Here is a 15181-nt window from a genome sequence, read left to right as displayed (position 1 = left end):
GGTGAAGTCGTCGATCAGGCCGAGTGCCCGCATCCGGTCCACCACCGAGGAGAGTGCCGCCGCGGTGGCGCGCCTCACCGGACCGGGCCAGGCCCGCCGATACCTTGACGGATCGTCAGGTGTGCGGCGTGCGCGGGAGGTTCGGATGTCCGGGGTACTGGCGGGGCGGGCGTGTCTGGTGACCGGTGCGGCGAGCGGCATCGGGCGGGCGACCGCGGTGCGGTTCTGCGCGGAGGGCGCCCGCTTGGTGGCCTCGGACATCGACGCCGCCGGTCTGGAGCGGCTGGCCGCGGCGCTGCCCGGCGCCGAACTGGTCACCGTGGTCGGGGACGTGGCCGAGGCGGCGGACGTCCGGCGGATGGTGGACGCCGCGGAGCAGCGCTTCGGCGGGCTGGACGTGGCGGTGGCCAACGCCGGGGTGCTGCCGCTCGGGGAGATCACCGAGGCGGAGGCCGAGGACTTCGACCGGGTGATGGCGGTGGACGGCCGGGGCATGTTCCTGACCTGCAAGTACGCCATCGAGGCGATGCTGCGCGGCGGCCGGGGCGGGGCGGTCGTCTGCGTGTCGTCGATCTCCGGCGAGGCCGGCCAGCAGGGCCAGGCGGTGTACGGCCCGGCCAAGTTCGTCGCGTCCGGGCTGACCAAGCACCTGGCGGTGGAGTGGGCGGCCCGCGGCATCCGGGTCAACGCGGTGGCGCCGGGCACCATCCGCACCGAGCGGGTGGCCCGGCTACCGGAGGAGCCCGGCGGGTCGGAGTACCTGGCCGCGATCGAGAAGCTGCACCCGATGGGCCGGCTGGGGCGGCCGGAGGAGGTCGCGGCGGCGATCGTCTTCCTGGCCTCGGCGGACGCCTCCTTCGTCACGGGCGCGGTGCTGCCGGTGGACGGCGGCTACCTGGCGCAGTGAGGAGTTGTCTGTACACCCCTAAGCTGTACAGACATCTTGCCGACACGGAATCGAGGGGAACTGCTCCTTCGGCGTTTCCCCACGGCCTACCGGCCGGTAGCTAGTCTCCCGGGTGTCATGAACGGGGCCATCGCCACGGACGGTGCGCCCCGCCCTCCCTGACGGACCCTCAGGAGATCCTTATGCTTTCGCGTCGTTCGGCGGCCGCCCTGGCCGCGTTCGCCGCCCTGGTCGGTTGCGCCACGCAGACCGCGTCCGCCGCCACCGTCCCGGCCACCACCACCTCGTCCGGCACCAGCCTCTCGGTGCTGGCCTGGAACGTCGACCTGGCCACCCCGATCGTCGACTCCACCCAGAACGAGCGCGCCGCCCAGCGCACCCCGGTCATCGAGTCCATCCTGCGCAAGCACAACGCGGACGTGGTGGTGCTCGACGAGTCCTTCAACTCCTCGGCCACCGCCGACATCGACGCCAAGCTCGCCGACCTCTACCCGTACCGCACCCCGGTGGTCGGCCAGGTCTGCTCGGGCGGCGGCTGGAGCGGCGTCAGCGGCAACTGCTCCACCTCCTGGTTCGTGATCAACGGCGGGACGCAGATCCTGTCCAAGTACCCGATCACCGCCCAGTACGCCCGGGTCTTCGCCAACTCCACCTACGGCACCTGGGACTACCACGCGAACAAGGGCGCCGCCCTCGCGAAGATCAACAAGAACGGCGTCGACACCTGGGTGGTCGGCACCCACCTGCAGGCCGACGAGGACGGCACCTCCACCGACACCACCCAGTCCACCCGGCTCGGGCAGCTCGCCGAGATCCGCTCCTGGGTGAACGGCGTCGCGGGCGCGGCCGCTCCGGTGCTGATCGGCGGCGACCTCAACGTCGAGTACCTGCACGGCCAGTCGCGCGGCGACTACGCCGACGCGCAGGCCGCGGTGGGCGGTGCGCTCGGCACCCCGGCGACCGACCCGGCGGCCGTGTACACCACGATGGACTGCTCGGTCTCGGCCTGGTGCCAGTTCATGTCCGGGGTGGAGACCTTCCCGGTCGACTACCGGGACGACCTGGACTACCTCGGGTACCTCAACGCGCCGGGCCGCGCGGTGCCTGCGGCGCTCCCCCGGGTGAAGGTGGACTTCGACCCGCAGGCCGGGTGGACCGCCGGGCAGCTGGACACGCAGTCGCCGTCGGACCACTACCCGGTGGAGGCGACGTTCCAGCTGTGAGTTGTAGGTCCGTCCACCGGCAACTGGCTGCTGGTGGACGGACCTTACCGTCTGCGCCTTCCGACTCGCGCAGTTCCCCGCGACCCTGGTGGTGCGCGTTGCTTAGCCCACCGAGGAGTAGGCGATGATGCCGCGGCGCATGCCGTCGACCGCCTTGCGGGCGGTCTTGCGCAGCTCGGTGTTGTCGCCGGCCGCGTCCTGGATCTGGCCGAGCACGTCGATCAGCTGCTTGGTCCAGCGGACGAAGTCGCCGGCCGGCATGTCGGCGTCGCGCAGGACGGCGTCCAGGCTGTGGCCGAGCGCCCAGCGGTAGGCGGCCCAGGCGAAGCCGAGGTCGGGCTCGCGCTGGCCGACGCCCTCGGCGGTGGAGATCTTGTGCTGCTCCTCCAGCGCGTCCAGGTGGCCCCAGATCCGGATCATCCGGCCGAGCGCCTCCTTGGCGCCGCCCTCCGGGACGCGCGGCGCGGTGGCGTCGTCGGACTGCCGCGACTCGTACACCAACGCGGAGGCGCAGGCGGCGAGTTCGGCGGCGGCGAGGCCGTCCCAGACGCCTTCGCGGATGCACTCGGAGGCGAGCAGGTCGAGTTCGCCGTAGAGCCGGGCCAGGCGCTTGCCGTCGTCGGTGACGGTGTCGCCGCTCAGGTAGCCGAGGTCGGCGAGCAGGCCGCAGACCCGGTCGAAGGTGCGGGCGATGGTGTGGGTGCGGGAGCGCATCCGGCGTTCCAGCAGTTCGGTGTCGCGGTGGAGGCGGTGGTAGCGCTCGGACCAGCGGGCGTGGTCCTCCCGCTCGTTGCAGCCGTGGCACGGGTGCTGGCGCAGCGTGGCGCGCAGCCGGGCGATCTCCGGGTCGTCGGCGGCGGCGGCCCGGCCCTTGCGGTAGCGCTCGGGCTCCAGGTGGCCGGCCTTGGTGCGCAGCGCGGAGGCCAGGTCGCGGCGGGACTGCGGGCTGCGCGGGTTGAAGGACTTGGGGATCCGCAGCCGCTCGATGGCGGTGACGGGGTACGGGAAGTCGATCATCGCGAGGCGCTTGACCTGGCGCTCGGCGGTGAGCACGACGGGGCGCGGGCCGTCCTGGAAGTCGGGGTGGCGCGGGCCGCCGCGGCCGTGCTTGCCGACCGGCGGCAGGCCGGGGTCGAGGACCAGGGCGAGTCCGGCGAACTTGCCGGTGGGGACGTGGATCACGTCGCCGGGCTTGAGCTGCTCGAGGGCCTCGACCGCGGCGTTGCGGCGCTGGCTGCTGCCCTCGCGGGCGAGCTCGTTCTCGCGGTCCTTGAGCTGCCGACGCAGGCTCATGTACTCGTCGAAGTCGCCGAGGTGACAGGTCATCGACTCGCGGTAGCCCTCGAGGCCCTCTTCGTTGCGCTGGACCTGGCGGGCGATGCCGACCACCGAGCGGTCGGCCTGGAACTGGGCGAACGAGGTTTCCAGCAGCTCGCGCGAGCGGTGCCGCCCGAACTGGCCGACCAGGTTGACGGCCATGTTGTAGGACGGGCGGAAGGAGGACTTCAGCGGGTAGGTGCGGGTGCCGGCCAGGCCGGCCAGCGCCTCCGGGTCGAGGCCGCGCTGCCAGAGCACCACGGCGTGGCCCTCGACGTCGATGCCGCGGCGCCCGGCCCGGCCGGTGAGCTGGGTGTACTCGCCGGGGGTGATGTCGGCGTGGGTCTCGCCGTTCCACTTGACCAGCTTCTCCATGACCACCGAGCGGGCGGGCATGTTGATGCCGAGGGCGAGGGTCTCGGTGGCGAAGACCGCCTTGACCAGGCCCTTGACGAACAGCTCCTCGACGACCTCCTTGAACCGCGGCAGCATGCCGGCGTGGTGGGCGGCGATGCCGCGCTCCAGGCCGTCCAGCCACTCGAAGTAGCCGAGGACGTGCAGGTCCTCGTCGGGGATGTCGCGGCAGCGCTCCTCGACGATCTGCCGGACGGTCTCCCGGTCGGCCTCGCGGTTGAGCCGCAGGCCGGAGCTGAGGCACTGCTGGACGGCGGCCTCGCAGCCGGCCCGGCTGAAGATGAAGGTGATCGCGGGCAGCAGGCCCTCGGCGTCGAGCCGGTCGATCACGTCGACCCGGCCCGGCGTCCAGACCCGGCCGGGGCGCCCGGCCGGCATCGAGCGGCCGCGGCCGCGGGCGAACCGGTCCCGGCCGGTGCGGTCGTTCTCCGCCCGGGCCAGCCGCACCAGTTCGGGGTTGACCGCCTTGGCGGGGTTCTTCAGGCTGCCCTTCGGCCGGCCGTCCCGGTCCGGGCTGGCGAACAGGTCGTACATCCGGTTGCCGGCCATCACGTGCTGCCACAGCGGGACGGGGCGGTGCTCGGAGACGATCACCTTGGTGCCGCCGCGGACGGTGTCCAGCCAGTCGCCGAACTCCTCGGCGTTGGAGACGGTCGCGGAGAGCGACACCAGGGTCACCGACTCGGGGAGGTGGATGATGACCTCCTCCCAGACCGCGCCGCGGAACCGGTCGGCGAGGTAGTGCACCTCGTCCATCACCACGTAGCCGAGGCCGTCGAGGGCGCTGGAACCCGCGTACAGCATGTTGCGCAGCACCTCGGTGGTCATCACCACCACGGGCGCGTCGCCGTTGACCGAGTTGTCGCCGGTCAGCAGGCCGACCTTGGCGGCGCCGTAGCGCTTGACCAGGTCGCCGTACTTCTGGTTGGAGAGCGCCTTGATCGGCGTGGTGTAGAAGCACTTGCGGCCGCTCGCCAGCGCCAGGTGGACGGCGAACTCGCCGACGATGGTCTTGCCGCTGCCGGTCGGCGCGGCGACCAGCACGCCCTGGCCGGCCTCCAGCGTCTCGCAGGCCTCCAGCTGGAAGTCGTCGAGCGGGAAGTCGTACAGCTGCTGGAAACCGTAGAGCGCGGTGGCCTGCTCCTTGGCCCGGGCGCGCGAGGCGGCGTACGCCTCGGCGGGGCTGAGCTGCTCTTCGGGCATGGGGGTGCCGGGCACTGGCGTCACCTTGTCTTCCCGTGAGTGTGGCTGGACGGGGTCGCAGACGGCGACGCCTGCGGCTGCGGGGCCGTGGCCGGGAGCGGCGACGGGGCGCAGCGGGTGTGGTTGGTGTGATCGAGCATCTCAGCCTGAGATTACCCGTCTGGACTGACATCAACAGCACCGATTTTTCCGCTGCGCCGTGCGACCGGAGGGACACGCTCCGGGGTCGCCCGGGATGCCGGGACCGTCAACTGTTCACATCCTGAGTTGCAAATGTCTTCATGTGGTCGGAGGTTCGCCGCCAAATGATCGAAGGTCGGCCAGCTTCGAAGGATTCTGATCAACAGTCAGATCTGGAGCGATCCCGTTCCTACAGTCGTGCCACCGATCCACGCCATGACAGGAGGACAGGCGCGATGGCGAATCTGGAGACCACGCTCAAGGAAGCCATGACCATCGAGGGTGCCATCGGAGTGGCCCTGGTGGACTACGGCAGCGGGATGGCGCTGGGAACGCTCGGCGACGGCGGGGAGATCGACCTGAACGTCGCCGCAGCCGCCAACACGGACCTCGTCCGTGCCAAGATGCGGGCGATGGAAATGCTCAATCTCCATGAGGACGGCATCGAGGACATCCTGGTCACCCTGACCGGCCAGTACCACTTGATCCGACCGCTGACCACGTCGAGCGGGCGAGGTCTGTTCCTCTACCTCGCGCTGAACCGCAGCCGGTCCAACCTGGCGATGGCCCGGCACCAGTTGAAGCGGATCGAGGCGTCCTTGGAGGTCTGAGCGCGGGACGGCGGCTGACGAGCCGCCGGAAAGGGGAGGAAGCATGCCCGTACCGCTGTACCAGGCCAAGGCCGAGTTCTTCCGGATGCTCGGGCACCCGGTCCGGATCCGGGTGTTGGAACTGCTCCAGGCCGGACCGACGCCCGTGCGCGACCTGCTGGCGGAGCTGGACATCGAACCGTCCAGCCTCTCCCAACAGCTCGCCCAGCTGCGCCGGTCCGGGCTGGTGACCGCGACCCGGGAGGGCTCCACCGTGGTGTACGCCCTCGCCGGGGCGGACGTCGCCGAGCTGCTCCGGACGGCGCGGCGGATCCTCACCGAACTGCTCGCCGACCAGGGCATGCTGCTGGAGGAGCTGCGCGCCTCCCGCTGACGGGCGGCGCGCTCCCCCGCGTCTAACGGGTGACCAGCCGGGGCAGCCCGTCGGCGAGCCGGGCGTACTCCTCGGGGCGGTTGTAGAGCTGGGCGCTGATCCGCAGGATGCCGCCGCCGGGCCAGGGGCGGACGGCGATCCGGGTGTGCAGGGCGCGGTGGACGGCGACCATCAGGGCCCGGGCGGTGTGCTCCTCCTCGGCGATGCCGGGGGGCAGTCGCACCGTCCGCATGGCCACGCCGGGCTGCCCGGGCAGGGCCCGCAGTCCGGCCCGTTCGACCAGCAACCGCTGGCCGTGGACGGCGAGTTGCTCGTTGTGGGCGCGGACCCGGTCGGCGCCGAGCCGTTCCAGCAGGGCGAACCCGGCGGGGGCGGCCAGCCACGGCGTGTAGTCGCAGGTGCCGCGCCACTCGACCCGCCAGGGGAAGCCGCGCTCGTGCTCCCAGGAGTACGTCAGCGGGCGGACCCGGGCGGGCCAGGGCCGGGCGACGGCGAGCACGGCGGCGGCCCGCGGGGCGAACGCCCACTTGTGCAGGTTGCCGATCCAGAAGTCGGCGCCGCCGGCCGCACCCCCGAGGTCGACGGGGAGCAGGCCGGGAGCGTGCGCGGCGTCCACCACGGTGGTGACGCCGCGTTCGCGCAGCGCGGCCAGCAGGGCGGGGGTGGCGATCGCGCGTGCGGTGGGCGAGCTGACCAGGTCGAGCACGGCGACCCTGGTGCGGTCGGTGACGGCGGCGAGCACCCGCTCGGCGACGGCGGCCTCGTCGGGGGTGTGCGGGGAGAGCCGGACGCAGTGCACCTCGGCGCCGGTCTCGGCGGCGCGGCGTTCGGCGGCCCGGGTGACCACGCCGTAGCCGTGGTCGGTGACCAGGATCCGCTCGCCCGCGCGGAGCGGGACGGACTCCAGGGCGACGGCGACGCCCTCGGTGACGTTGGTGAGCAGCGCGAGCCGGCCGGGGTCGCCGCCGAGTGCGGCGGCGACCTCGGCGCGGGCCCGGCCGATGCGCTCGGGCAGGTCGAGGAAGAAGCCGTCGGGGTCGCGCTCCTGCTCGGCGCGCAGGGTCGCCTGCAGGCGCTGGACCGGAACGGGCACGGCGCCGTAGGAGCCGTGGTTGAGGTGGGCGATCGCCGGGTCGAGCCCGAAGAGCGCGGCGCTCCCGGGGAGCGGTGGGGTGGTCATCGCGGACCCCTTCTCGATGCTGTGTGACATTTCACACGTCATACTTCTAGCCGAACCGGCCCTGGCACGGCAACCATCGGCGGGTGACTCACACCGACCCCTACCTCGCGCTGAGCGCCGCCACCGGCCGCTTCAGCTACGGCTCCCCCCGTGCCGTCACCCTCGCCGCCGACGGCAGCCGTGCCCTGTTCCTGCGCTCCACCGGTCCGACCGACCCGGTGGAGCGGCTCTGGAGCTACGACCTGACGACCCGTCAGGAGACGCTGCTCGCCGACCCGTTGACACTGGCCCCGGAGCGCTCCGGCGACCCGGCCGAACTGCCGCCGCTGGAGCGGCGGCTGCGTGAGCGGGTGCGGCTCTGGGCGCCCGGCATCGGCTCCTTCGCGGCCACCGCGGACCTCTCGGCGGCGGTCTTCGCGCTGGACGGACGGGTCTTCCGGGTGGACACCGCGACCCGCGAGTGCGTCGAACTCCCGGTCGCCGGGCCCGCGTTCGACCCGCGGCCGAACGCCGACGGCTCGGTGACGGCGTACGTGGCCGACGGGGCGCTGCAGCTGTCCCCGGGCGGCCCGCTCAGCCCGGCGGACGACGCGGTCTGGGGCGTGGCGGAGTTCGCCGCCGCCGAGGAGCTGGGCCGCACCCGCGGGCACTGGTGGTCGCCGGACGGCGCCGCGCTGCTGGCCGCCCGGGTCGACGAGTCGGCGCTGCCGCTGCGGCACTTCGCCGACCCGGCGTACCCGGAGCGGGCCCCGGAGTCCTTCGCCTACCCGCAGGCGGGCGGCCCCAACGCGGACGTCCAGCTCTGGGTGCTGCGGCTGGACGGCGGGCGGGTGCGGCTGCGCTGGGACGACGGCGCCTTCCCGTACGTGACGGCGGCGGGCTGGGAGGGCGACGGGGAGATCCTGCTGACCGTCGCGGACCGGCTGCAGCAGCGCGTGGTGCTGCTGAGCGCCGACCCGGTGAGCGGGACGACGCGTGAACTCTCCCGCACCGAGGACGAGTTCTGGGTGGACCCGCTGCCGGGCACCCCGCTGCGGCTGGCCGACGGCCGGGTGCTGACCTCCGCCGACACCCCGGCCGCGCGCGGCGTGGCGCTGGACGGGAAGATCCTCACCGACGAGCGGCTCCAGGTCCGCCGGGTGGTCGGCCCGTACCGGGACGGCCGGCTGCTGATCGAGGCCGGCGACGGCGACCCGGCCGACCAGCAGGTCTTCCTGCTGGACCCGCACACCGGCGCCCTGGAGAAGCTCACCGGGGGCGCGGGCGTGCACGCGGTGGCCGCGCACGCCGACTCGACGCTGCTGCTCACCTCCGCCTCCCAGGACGGCGTCCGCCGCGAGCTGCGGCACGCGGGCACGGTCTCCGCCTTCCCCGACCTGGCGGCCGAACTCCCCTACCGGGCCCGGCCGCAGCTCGCCCGGGTGACCGAACTCGGTCTGCCCTCCGCGGTGCTGTACCCGCGCGGACACCGCGCCGGGCGCCGGCTGCCGGTGCTGCTGGACGTGTACGGCGGCCCGGGCTACCAGGCGGTGGCGAACGAGCCGCGGCGCTGGCAGCTCAAGCAGTGGTGGGCCGACCAGGGCTTCGCGGTGGTCACCGTCGACAACCGGGGCACCCCGTTCGTCTCGCCGGACTTCACCCGGGCGATCTTCCGGCGCTTCTCCCAGGTCGCGCTGGACGACCAGGTCGCCGCGCTGCGGGCGCTCGCCGCGGACCACCCGGACCTGGACCTGGCCCGGGTCGGCGTGCGCGGCTGGTCGTACGGCGGCTACTTCGCGGCGCTCGCGGTGCTGCGCCGCCCGGACGTCTTCCACGCGGGCAGTGCGGGCGCCCCGCCGACCGACTTCCGGCTGTACGACACCGCGTACACCGAGCGCTACCTGGGCCTGCCGCAGGACAACGCGGAGGGGTACCTGGCGGACTGCCTGATCCCCGACGCGCCGTCACTGCGCCGTCCGCTGCTGCTGATCCACGGGCTGGCGGACGACAACGTGCACCCCTCGCACACCCTGCTGCTCTCCGAGGCGCTGACCCGGGCCGGACGGCCGCACGGCGTGCTGCCGCTGCCGGGGGTGAGCCACATGACGCCGAACGGGGTCATGGAGCAGGTCGCGGCGGTGGAACTCGACTTCCTGCGCCGGGAGTTGGGTGCCAACCCTTCCCAGTAGTGGATGACATGTGAAATATTACCCACCATTCCGATACCCACCCCGCGAAAGGACCGGGTCACTTTGCGCAGACTCTCCACAGCCCTCACGGCTGCGCTGACCACGGGCGCGATAGCACTGACGGCGACCCCCGCGTTCTCCCAACCTCCCTCCCCCGTCGCCGCGTTGACGGTCGATCAGGGCACCGAGGGCCGCGAGGCCCCGCAGCCGCCGATGGCCCCGCAGGAGAAGGCCCGGCAGGCGCTGCGGGCCAAGGCCCTGGAGCAGGTCAACCAGGGCCGGCTGGCCAAGAGCGACAAGGGCACCACGCCGGCCAAGGTCAAGATCGGCAACGACTACGTCCAGCTGGCCCAGCAGCGCACCGACAAGGTGTTCGTGATCCTGGCCCAGTTCGGCGACCAGGTCGACAACTCCACGCTGTACAACGGCCAGCCGCGCTACGCCGGCACCCCCGGCCCGCAGCACAACCGGATCCCGCAGCCGGGGAAGAGCGACACCCACACCTACTGGCAGAGCGACTTCAGCCGCGACTTCTACCAGAAGATGTTCTTCGACGACACGCCCGGCGCGAACTCGATGCGCAACTTCTACCGCACCCAGTCCTCGGGCCGGTACGACATCCAGGGCACCGTCTCCGACTGGGTGACCGTGCCGTGGAACGAGGCCCGCTACGGCTCCAACAAGGGCCCGCAGGGCGGCGGCGCGTGGACCCAGGCCCAGGAGTTCATCCGGGACGCCACCAAGGCCTGGTACGACGGCGAGATCGCCAAGGGCCGCTCGGCGGCCGACGTCAAGGCGGAGCTCGCCCAGTACGACGTGCAGGACCGCTACGACTACGACAAGGACGGCGACTTCGACGAGCCGGACGGCTACCTCGACAACGTGATCGTGGTGCACGCCGGCGTCGACGAGACCTGGGGCGGCGGCGCCCAGGGCGCGGACGCCCTGTGGGCGCACCGCAGTTGGGACTTCCCCGACCCGACCGGCCAGACCGGCCCGGCGGGCGACCGGATCGGCGGGGCGCCGGTCGGCGACTCGGGCCTGTACGTCTACGACTACGTGCAGGCGGGCGAGAACAGCGGCGTCGGCCTGTTCTCACACGAGTACGGCCACAACCTGGGCCTGCCGGACCTGTACCCGACCAACGGCGGCGACAACTCCGTCAACTTCTGGTCGCTGATGTCCTCCGCCTCCTACCTCGGCAAGGGCAGGAACAGCACCGGCGAGTACCCGGGCGACCTGGACGCCTGGAGCAAGCTGCAGCTCGGCTGGCTGAACTACGACGAGGCGCAGGCCGCGACCCGCTCCAGCCACGCCCTGGGCGTCAGCGGCTACAACACCGACCAGGCGCAGGCGCTGCTGGTCCACCTGCCGCCGGGCAGCACCACCACCACGCTGGCCGACCCGTACCAGGGCGGCGCGCAGTGGTGGAGCGACACCGGCGACAACATGGACGCCTCGCTCGCCCGCACCGTCGACCTGACCGGCGCCACCGGCTCGGCCTCGATGGACGCGGCCACCTGGTACGACGTCGAACAGGACTACGACTTCCTGTCGGTGGAGGCCTCCGCCGACGGCGGCAAGTCCTGGACGCCGCTGCACGGCACCGTCGACGGGCAGCCGATCGGCGACACCACCGCGCTCACCCCGGGCCTGACCGGCACCTCCAACGCCTGGCGGCAGCTGCACATCCCGCTCGACGCCTACCTCGGCAAGAGCGTGCAGGTCCGCTTCCACGTCACCTCGGACTCCAACACCCACGGCAAGGGCGTGCTGGTCGACGCGGTCTCGCTGACCTCGGACGGCGCGCAGCTCCTCGCCGACGGCGCGGAGAACGGCGCGGCGGGCTGGGCGGAGGTCGGCTTCTCGGTCATCCACGGCAAGGACGCGGTCAAGCAGCACCCGCGGGCGTACCTGGTGGAGAACCGCCGGTACGTGGGCTACGGCGCCTTCCTGAAGACCGGCCCGTACAACTTCGGGTACTGGGGCGTGCCGAACAAGAACGACGTGGTCGACACCTACCCGTACCAGGAGGGCGTGCTGGTGTGGCTGTGGGACACCTCCTACGGCGACAACAACACCAAGGACCACCTCGGCGGCGGCCTGATCCTGCCGGTGGACGCGCACCCGCAGGCGCTGCGGTTCGCCGACGGGACGACCACCAACGGGCGCTCGCAGTCCTACGACGCGACCTTCTCGCTCAAGCCGACCACCTCCTTCACCCTGCACAAGGCGGGCGTGGCCACGGTGGTCCCCGCGGAGCCCGCGGTGCCGGCCTTCAACGACCACACCGGGGTGTACACCGACCCGGCGATCCCGCAGCTGGGTGTGACGGTGCCCGACACCAACACCAAGATCGAGATCGTCCGGGAGACCCAGGGCGGCAAGCTGACCACCGTGAAGGTCGGTCCGGCGTCCTGACACCGCGAGGTGCGCGGGGCACCCACCCACACGCCCCGCGCACCGACGCCCATCCCACCCGGACACCCCTGGTGGACCTGCTCCGCCGCGAGGGACCGCCGACCAGTTGGGACGCCGCCCCCGCCGACCCGGAGCAGGCCGTGGCCGTCGACGCCCTGCAACGCGCCGCCCTGGACGGCTACTTCGAGCGCGCCGGCCGCTGGGTGGCGCACCGCGCCGAGGACTCCCCCGAATGGCGCGAGGCGGCCGGCACGGGCGACACCCTGCTCCACCCGACCGCCACCGAGCTCACCGAACTCACCTCCCGCATCGACGAGTTGACCAGGCCCTACCTGGCCGCCGCGGGCCGGCTGCCCTACCTGCTGCTGTCGCTGCACGCCGGCGGCCGGGCGGACCGCTACGGGCACCGCCGCCGGATGGTGATCGCCACCGACCCGGGTCGCGCCGCGCTGCTGCTGACCGTCCCGCTCGCGTTCGTCTCCGGGGTCGGCGTGATGGTCCTGGACATCACCGCGGGCGCCATCTTCGCCGCGTGCGTCCCCGACGCACTGCGCTCCCGGGTGTCCGGCGCCTACCAGGCCGTCAACTACGGGGTGCGGCCGCTGGTTCGCTGCTCGGCGGGGCGCTCGGCTCCACCCTCGGGCTGCGCCCGGCGCCGTGGATCGCCGCGGTCGGGGCGCCGGCCTCCTGCCCGTGGGTGGTGGCCTCGCCGATTCCGCTGCTGCGACGCCTTCCTGACGGAGCGTCAGCCGCCGGGGCACCCTAGCGCACTCGGGCATATGCCCGACGGATATGCGGGAAAGTCTCGCTCTCCCGTGTCGCCGCCGGTAGCGTTGCGTCCTGGTCAGACTACCGCAGGTGAAGGCGGTGGCAGCGACGCGCCGTGTTCCGCACGGTGGGGAGGGACAGCGGTTCAGTGCCCGGGATCGAGGAGTGCCTTGCGGAAGCCATGGGGATCACCGGCGCCCTGGGGGTGAGCCTGGTCGACTGGACCAACGGTCTGGCGATAGGCACCGCCGGCATCGGGCCCGACGGCGACCACGAGGTCGGCGCGGCGGACGCCACCGAGCTGGCCCGCGCCGTCACCCAGACCCCGTCCTTCGCCGACCCGGAGACCGGAGCCCCGCCCGCCGAGGACGTCATCGTCACCTCGGCGGACAACTACCACCTGATCCGCTTCGTACCGGTCCCGTTCGACGCCAACGTCTTCCTCTACCTGCGGCTCGACCGGGACCACGCCAACCTGGCGATGGCCCGGATCCGGCTCGCCGGGATCGCCGACCGGCTGGTGCTCAACTGATGCCCGCCGCCGACACCCTGACGCCGCTCACGGCGGCGGCCCCGGACGGGTTCCCCCCGCCGGCCGTTCCCGTGCAGCCCGTTCCGGCCGCCGCCGGCCGCTCGCGCACGCCGCTGCCCCGCCGCCGGCGCTCCACCTGCGCACCGGCCACCACCTTCGAGGCCGCGCTCACCGACCTGGCCGCCGAGGGCGCCACCGGCGCCCTGCACGGCCCGGACGGCGCGGTGCACCTGGTGGCGGGCGCCGCGGTGCACGCCGAGGCGCCGGCCGCCGCCACCGTCGGCCACCTGCTCACCGGGGCCGGCCGGATCAGCGTCCGGGACTGGGAGGACAGCCTGCTGCTGGGCGCCGACCGGCTCGCGGACTACCTGGTCGGCAGCCACCTCCTCGGCCCCGGCGAGCTCGAACTCGCCCGGCTCACCGCCACCTTGGACGCCGGCCACTTCGCCCTCGCCCAGCACGGCGGCGAGCTGCGCTTCGACCCGGCGGCCCGCCCGGTCTTCCGGCTCGCCCGGCCGCTGACGGTCCTGGAGCTGCGCGGCGCGGTCGGCCGCCGCCGCTCCCTGCTGGACGCCTGCTGGCCCACCGCCGAACTCGACCTGGTCCCGCTGCTGGCCACCGGCACCCCGCCGCAGCGCCGCACCGCGGTCCCGCGCCGCCGCCGGCAGGCGCTGCTGGCCGCCGCCGACGGCACCCGGACCGCAACCGAGCTGGCCCGGCTGCTGGGCCGCTCCACCTTCGGCACACTGCTGGACGTCCGGCAGTTGGCCGCCGCCGGGCTGCTGGGGGCCCGGCGGCCGGCCGCCGTCCCCGACCCGCCACCACCGGCCGCCGCGCAACCCGTGCCGCCGGACGTGCTGTTGCCGCCCGGTCCGCGCACCTACGACCCCTCGGATCCGGAGGTGGGGCTACTGCTCCGACTACGCGCCGCTCTGGAGGCCTTGTGACCGCCCTACCCGCCTGCCCCGTCCCGCCGACCGAGTCATGAAGCGGACCTTTCGACAACTGACCGCGAGGAGGACGACCGTGTTGCCGGAAGCCGAGGTGCAGGCCGAGCTGCGCGGCCTGCGGGCCAGGATCCCGCACCTGACCGGCGGTCTGGTCGCCACCACCGACGGCCTGGTGGTCGCCCACGACACCAGCGGACTGGAGGCGGAGAGCGTGGCCGCGCTGACCGCCGCCGCGCTCGGCGTCGGCGCCCGGCTGTCGGAGGCGACCGGGCAGGGCGGCTTCCGCGAGCTGATCACCCGCGGCGAGCGCGGCTACACCGCCACCTACGCGGCGGGCTCGTACACGGTGCTGACCCTGCTGGCCGGGGCGCAGGCCAACGTCGGCCGGCTGCACCTGGAGGCCCGGCGGGCCGGGGCGCGGATCGCCGCCCTCGCCGACGCCGACCTCGATCGCGCCTTCTGACCCCTCCCCACCCGCTCACGATCTCCGGATCTCCCCGTCAAGCAACCTGACGAACCGTCAATTCCCTGATGAGAAAAGGTATTTGAGAACATGGCTGCTGTGGAAACCTCGCTCAAGGACATCATGAGCACGATTGAGGGCACCATCGGTGTGGCCCTGGTCGACTACAACAGCGGGATGGCGCTGGGCACCATCGGCGGCGGTCCGGACCTGGACCTGAACGTGGCCGCGGCCGGCAACACCGACGTGGTGCGGGCCAAGCTGCGGGCGATGGAGCTGCTCAACCTGAACGAGGCGATCGAGGACATCCTGATCAGCCTCTCCACCCAGTACCACCTGATCCGCCCGCTGACCGCGCGCTCCGGCAAGGGCCTGTTCCTCTACCTGGCGCTGGACCGCAACCGGGCCAACCTGGCGATGGCCCGCCACCAGCTGAAGAAGGTCGAGGCCGACCTCGAGGTCTGAGCCTCC

13 protein-coding genes are annotated in these 15181 nt (G+C 72.9%); 11 read left to right on the top strand and 2 right to left on the bottom strand.

Annotated features, from left to right (window positions below):
• Window positions 1-145: 145 nt before the first annotated feature.
• Window positions 146-907 carry an SDR family NAD(P)-dependent oxidoreductase gene (locus AB0K51_RS01740; RefSeq protein WP_363449311.1) on the top strand — a complete coding sequence of 254 codons (762 nt, stop codon included), beginning with the start codon at window positions 146-148 and terminating at the stop codon, window positions 905-907.
• Between the two features lie 182 nt (window positions 908-1089).
• Window positions 1090-2130 (top strand): sphingomyelin phosphodiesterase, encoded by a 1041-nt coding sequence (locus tag AB0K51_RS01735; RefSeq protein ID WP_363449309.1) that lies wholly within the window; start codon window positions 1090-1092, stop codon window positions 2128-2130.
• A gap of 102 nt (window positions 2131-2232) precedes the next feature.
• On the opposite strand, the gene AB0K51_RS01730 is transcribed toward AB0K51_RS01735, so the two are convergent.
• Complete coding sequence (locus AB0K51_RS01730; RefSeq protein ID WP_363449352.1) at window positions 2233-5064, bottom strand: DEAD/DEAH box helicase; 2832 nt, start codon at window positions 5062-5064, stop codon at window positions 2233-2235.
• A 416-nt stretch (window positions 5065-5480) separates the two neighbouring features.
• Between AB0K51_RS01730 and AB0K51_RS01725 the strand changes: the two genes are divergently transcribed.
• Window positions 5481-5855: a hypothetical protein gene (locus AB0K51_RS01725; protein ID WP_363449307.1), complete on the top strand. Its 375-nt coding sequence runs from the start codon at window positions 5481-5483 to the stop codon at window positions 5853-5855.
• A 43-nt stretch (window positions 5856-5898) separates the two neighbouring features.
• Window positions 5899-6228 carry a metalloregulator ArsR/SmtB family transcription factor gene (locus tag AB0K51_RS01720; RefSeq protein ID WP_363449305.1) on the top strand — a complete coding sequence of 110 codons (330 nt, stop codon included), beginning with the start codon at window positions 5899-5901 and terminating at the stop codon, window positions 6226-6228.
• Between the two features lie 22 nt (window positions 6229-6250).
• On the opposite strand, the gene AB0K51_RS01715 is transcribed toward AB0K51_RS01720, so the two are convergent.
• Entirely contained in the window at window positions 6251-7408 is a 1158-nt protein-coding gene (locus AB0K51_RS01715; protein WP_363449303.1) for an aminotransferase class V-fold PLP-dependent enzyme, read from the bottom strand.
• A gap of 83 nt (window positions 7409-7491) precedes the next feature.
• Here AB0K51_RS01715 and AB0K51_RS01710 point away from each other — a divergent pair, with 83 nt between their 5' ends.
• From AB0K51_RS01710 to AB0K51_RS01680, 7 genes are all read left to right on the top strand, one after another.
• The gene (locus tag AB0K51_RS01710; protein WP_363449301.1) at window positions 7492-9576 is read left to right on the top strand and encodes a prolyl oligopeptidase family serine peptidase; all 2085 of its coding nucleotides are present in this window, start codon (window positions 7492-7494) and stop codon (window positions 9574-9576) included.
• Window positions 9577-9741: 165 nt separating this feature from the next.
• Window positions 9742-11997: an immune inhibitor A domain-containing protein gene (locus AB0K51_RS01705; RefSeq protein ID WP_363449299.1), complete on the top strand. Its 2256-nt coding sequence runs from the start codon at window positions 9742-9744 to the stop codon at window positions 11995-11997.
• A gap of 71 nt (window positions 11998-12068) precedes the next feature.
• Window positions 12069-12974, top strand: a complete 906-nt coding sequence (locus AB0K51_RS01700; protein ID WP_363449297.1) for a hypothetical protein — start codon at window positions 12069-12071, stop codon at window positions 12972-12974.
• Entirely contained in the window at window positions 12914-13297 is a 384-nt protein-coding gene (locus AB0K51_RS01695) for a hypothetical protein (RefSeq protein ID WP_363449295.1), read from the top strand. Before AB0K51_RS01700 ends, AB0K51_RS01695 begins: the two co-directional genes overlap by 61 nt.
• Window positions 13297-14244 (top strand): transcriptional regulator, encoded by a 948-nt coding sequence (locus AB0K51_RS01690; RefSeq protein ID WP_363449293.1) that lies wholly within the window; start codon window positions 13297-13299, stop codon window positions 14242-14244. The genes AB0K51_RS01695 and AB0K51_RS01690 overlap by 1 nt, the downstream gene beginning before the upstream one ends.
• Before the next feature lie 79 nt (window positions 14245-14323).
• A complete protein-coding gene (locus tag AB0K51_RS01685; protein WP_363449291.1) occupies window positions 14324-14710 on the top strand; it encodes a roadblock/LC7 domain-containing protein in 387 nt (128 codons plus the stop codon).
• Between the two features lie 90 nt (window positions 14711-14800).
• Window positions 14801-15175, top strand: coding sequence for a hypothetical protein (locus AB0K51_RS01680; protein WP_363449289.1), 375 nt, complete (start codon window positions 14801-14803; stop codon window positions 15173-15175).
• The last annotated feature ends 6 nt before the right edge of the window (window positions 15176-15181 follow it).

Source organism: Kitasatospora sp. NPDC049285 (assembly GCF_040678815.1).
In the GTDB taxonomy this organism is placed as follows: Bacteria; Actinomycetota; Actinomycetes; order Streptomycetales; family Streptomycetaceae; genus Kitasatospora.
Note: the sequence above shows the minus strand (reverse complement) of the source record. Positions and strands in the feature narration are given on the sequence as shown.

What these genes read in the sequence shown, in the direction of transcription:
- AB0K51_RS01715 (WP_363449303.1), bottom strand. Translation starts at nt 7,408, where the DNA reads ATGACCACCCCACCGCTCCCCGGGAGCGCCGCGCTCTTCGGGCTCGAC.
- AB0K51_RS01680 (WP_363449289.1), top strand. Translation starts at nt 14,801, where the DNA reads ATGGCTGCTGTGGAAACCTCGCTCAAGGACATCATGAGCACGATTGAG.
- AB0K51_RS01730 (WP_363449352.1), bottom strand. Translation starts at nt 5,064, where the DNA reads ATGCCCGAAGAGCAGCTCAGCCCCGCCGAGGCGTACGCCGCCTCGCGC.
- AB0K51_RS01740 (WP_363449311.1), top strand. Translation starts at nt 146, where the DNA reads ATGTCCGGGGTACTGGCGGGGCGGGCGTGTCTGGTGACCGGTGCGGCG.
- AB0K51_RS01720 (WP_363449305.1), top strand. Translation starts at nt 5,899, where the DNA reads ATGCCCGTACCGCTGTACCAGGCCAAGGCCGAGTTCTTCCGGATGCTC.
- AB0K51_RS01735 (WP_363449309.1), top strand. Translation starts at nt 1,090, where the DNA reads ATGCTTTCGCGTCGTTCGGCGGCCGCCCTGGCCGCGTTCGCCGCCCTG.
- AB0K51_RS01690 (WP_363449293.1), top strand. Translation starts at nt 13,297, where the DNA reads ATGCCCGCCGCCGACACCCTGACGCCGCTCACGGCGGCGGCCCCGGAC.
- AB0K51_RS01725 (WP_363449307.1), top strand. Translation starts at nt 5,481, where the DNA reads ATGGCGAATCTGGAGACCACGCTCAAGGAAGCCATGACCATCGAGGGT.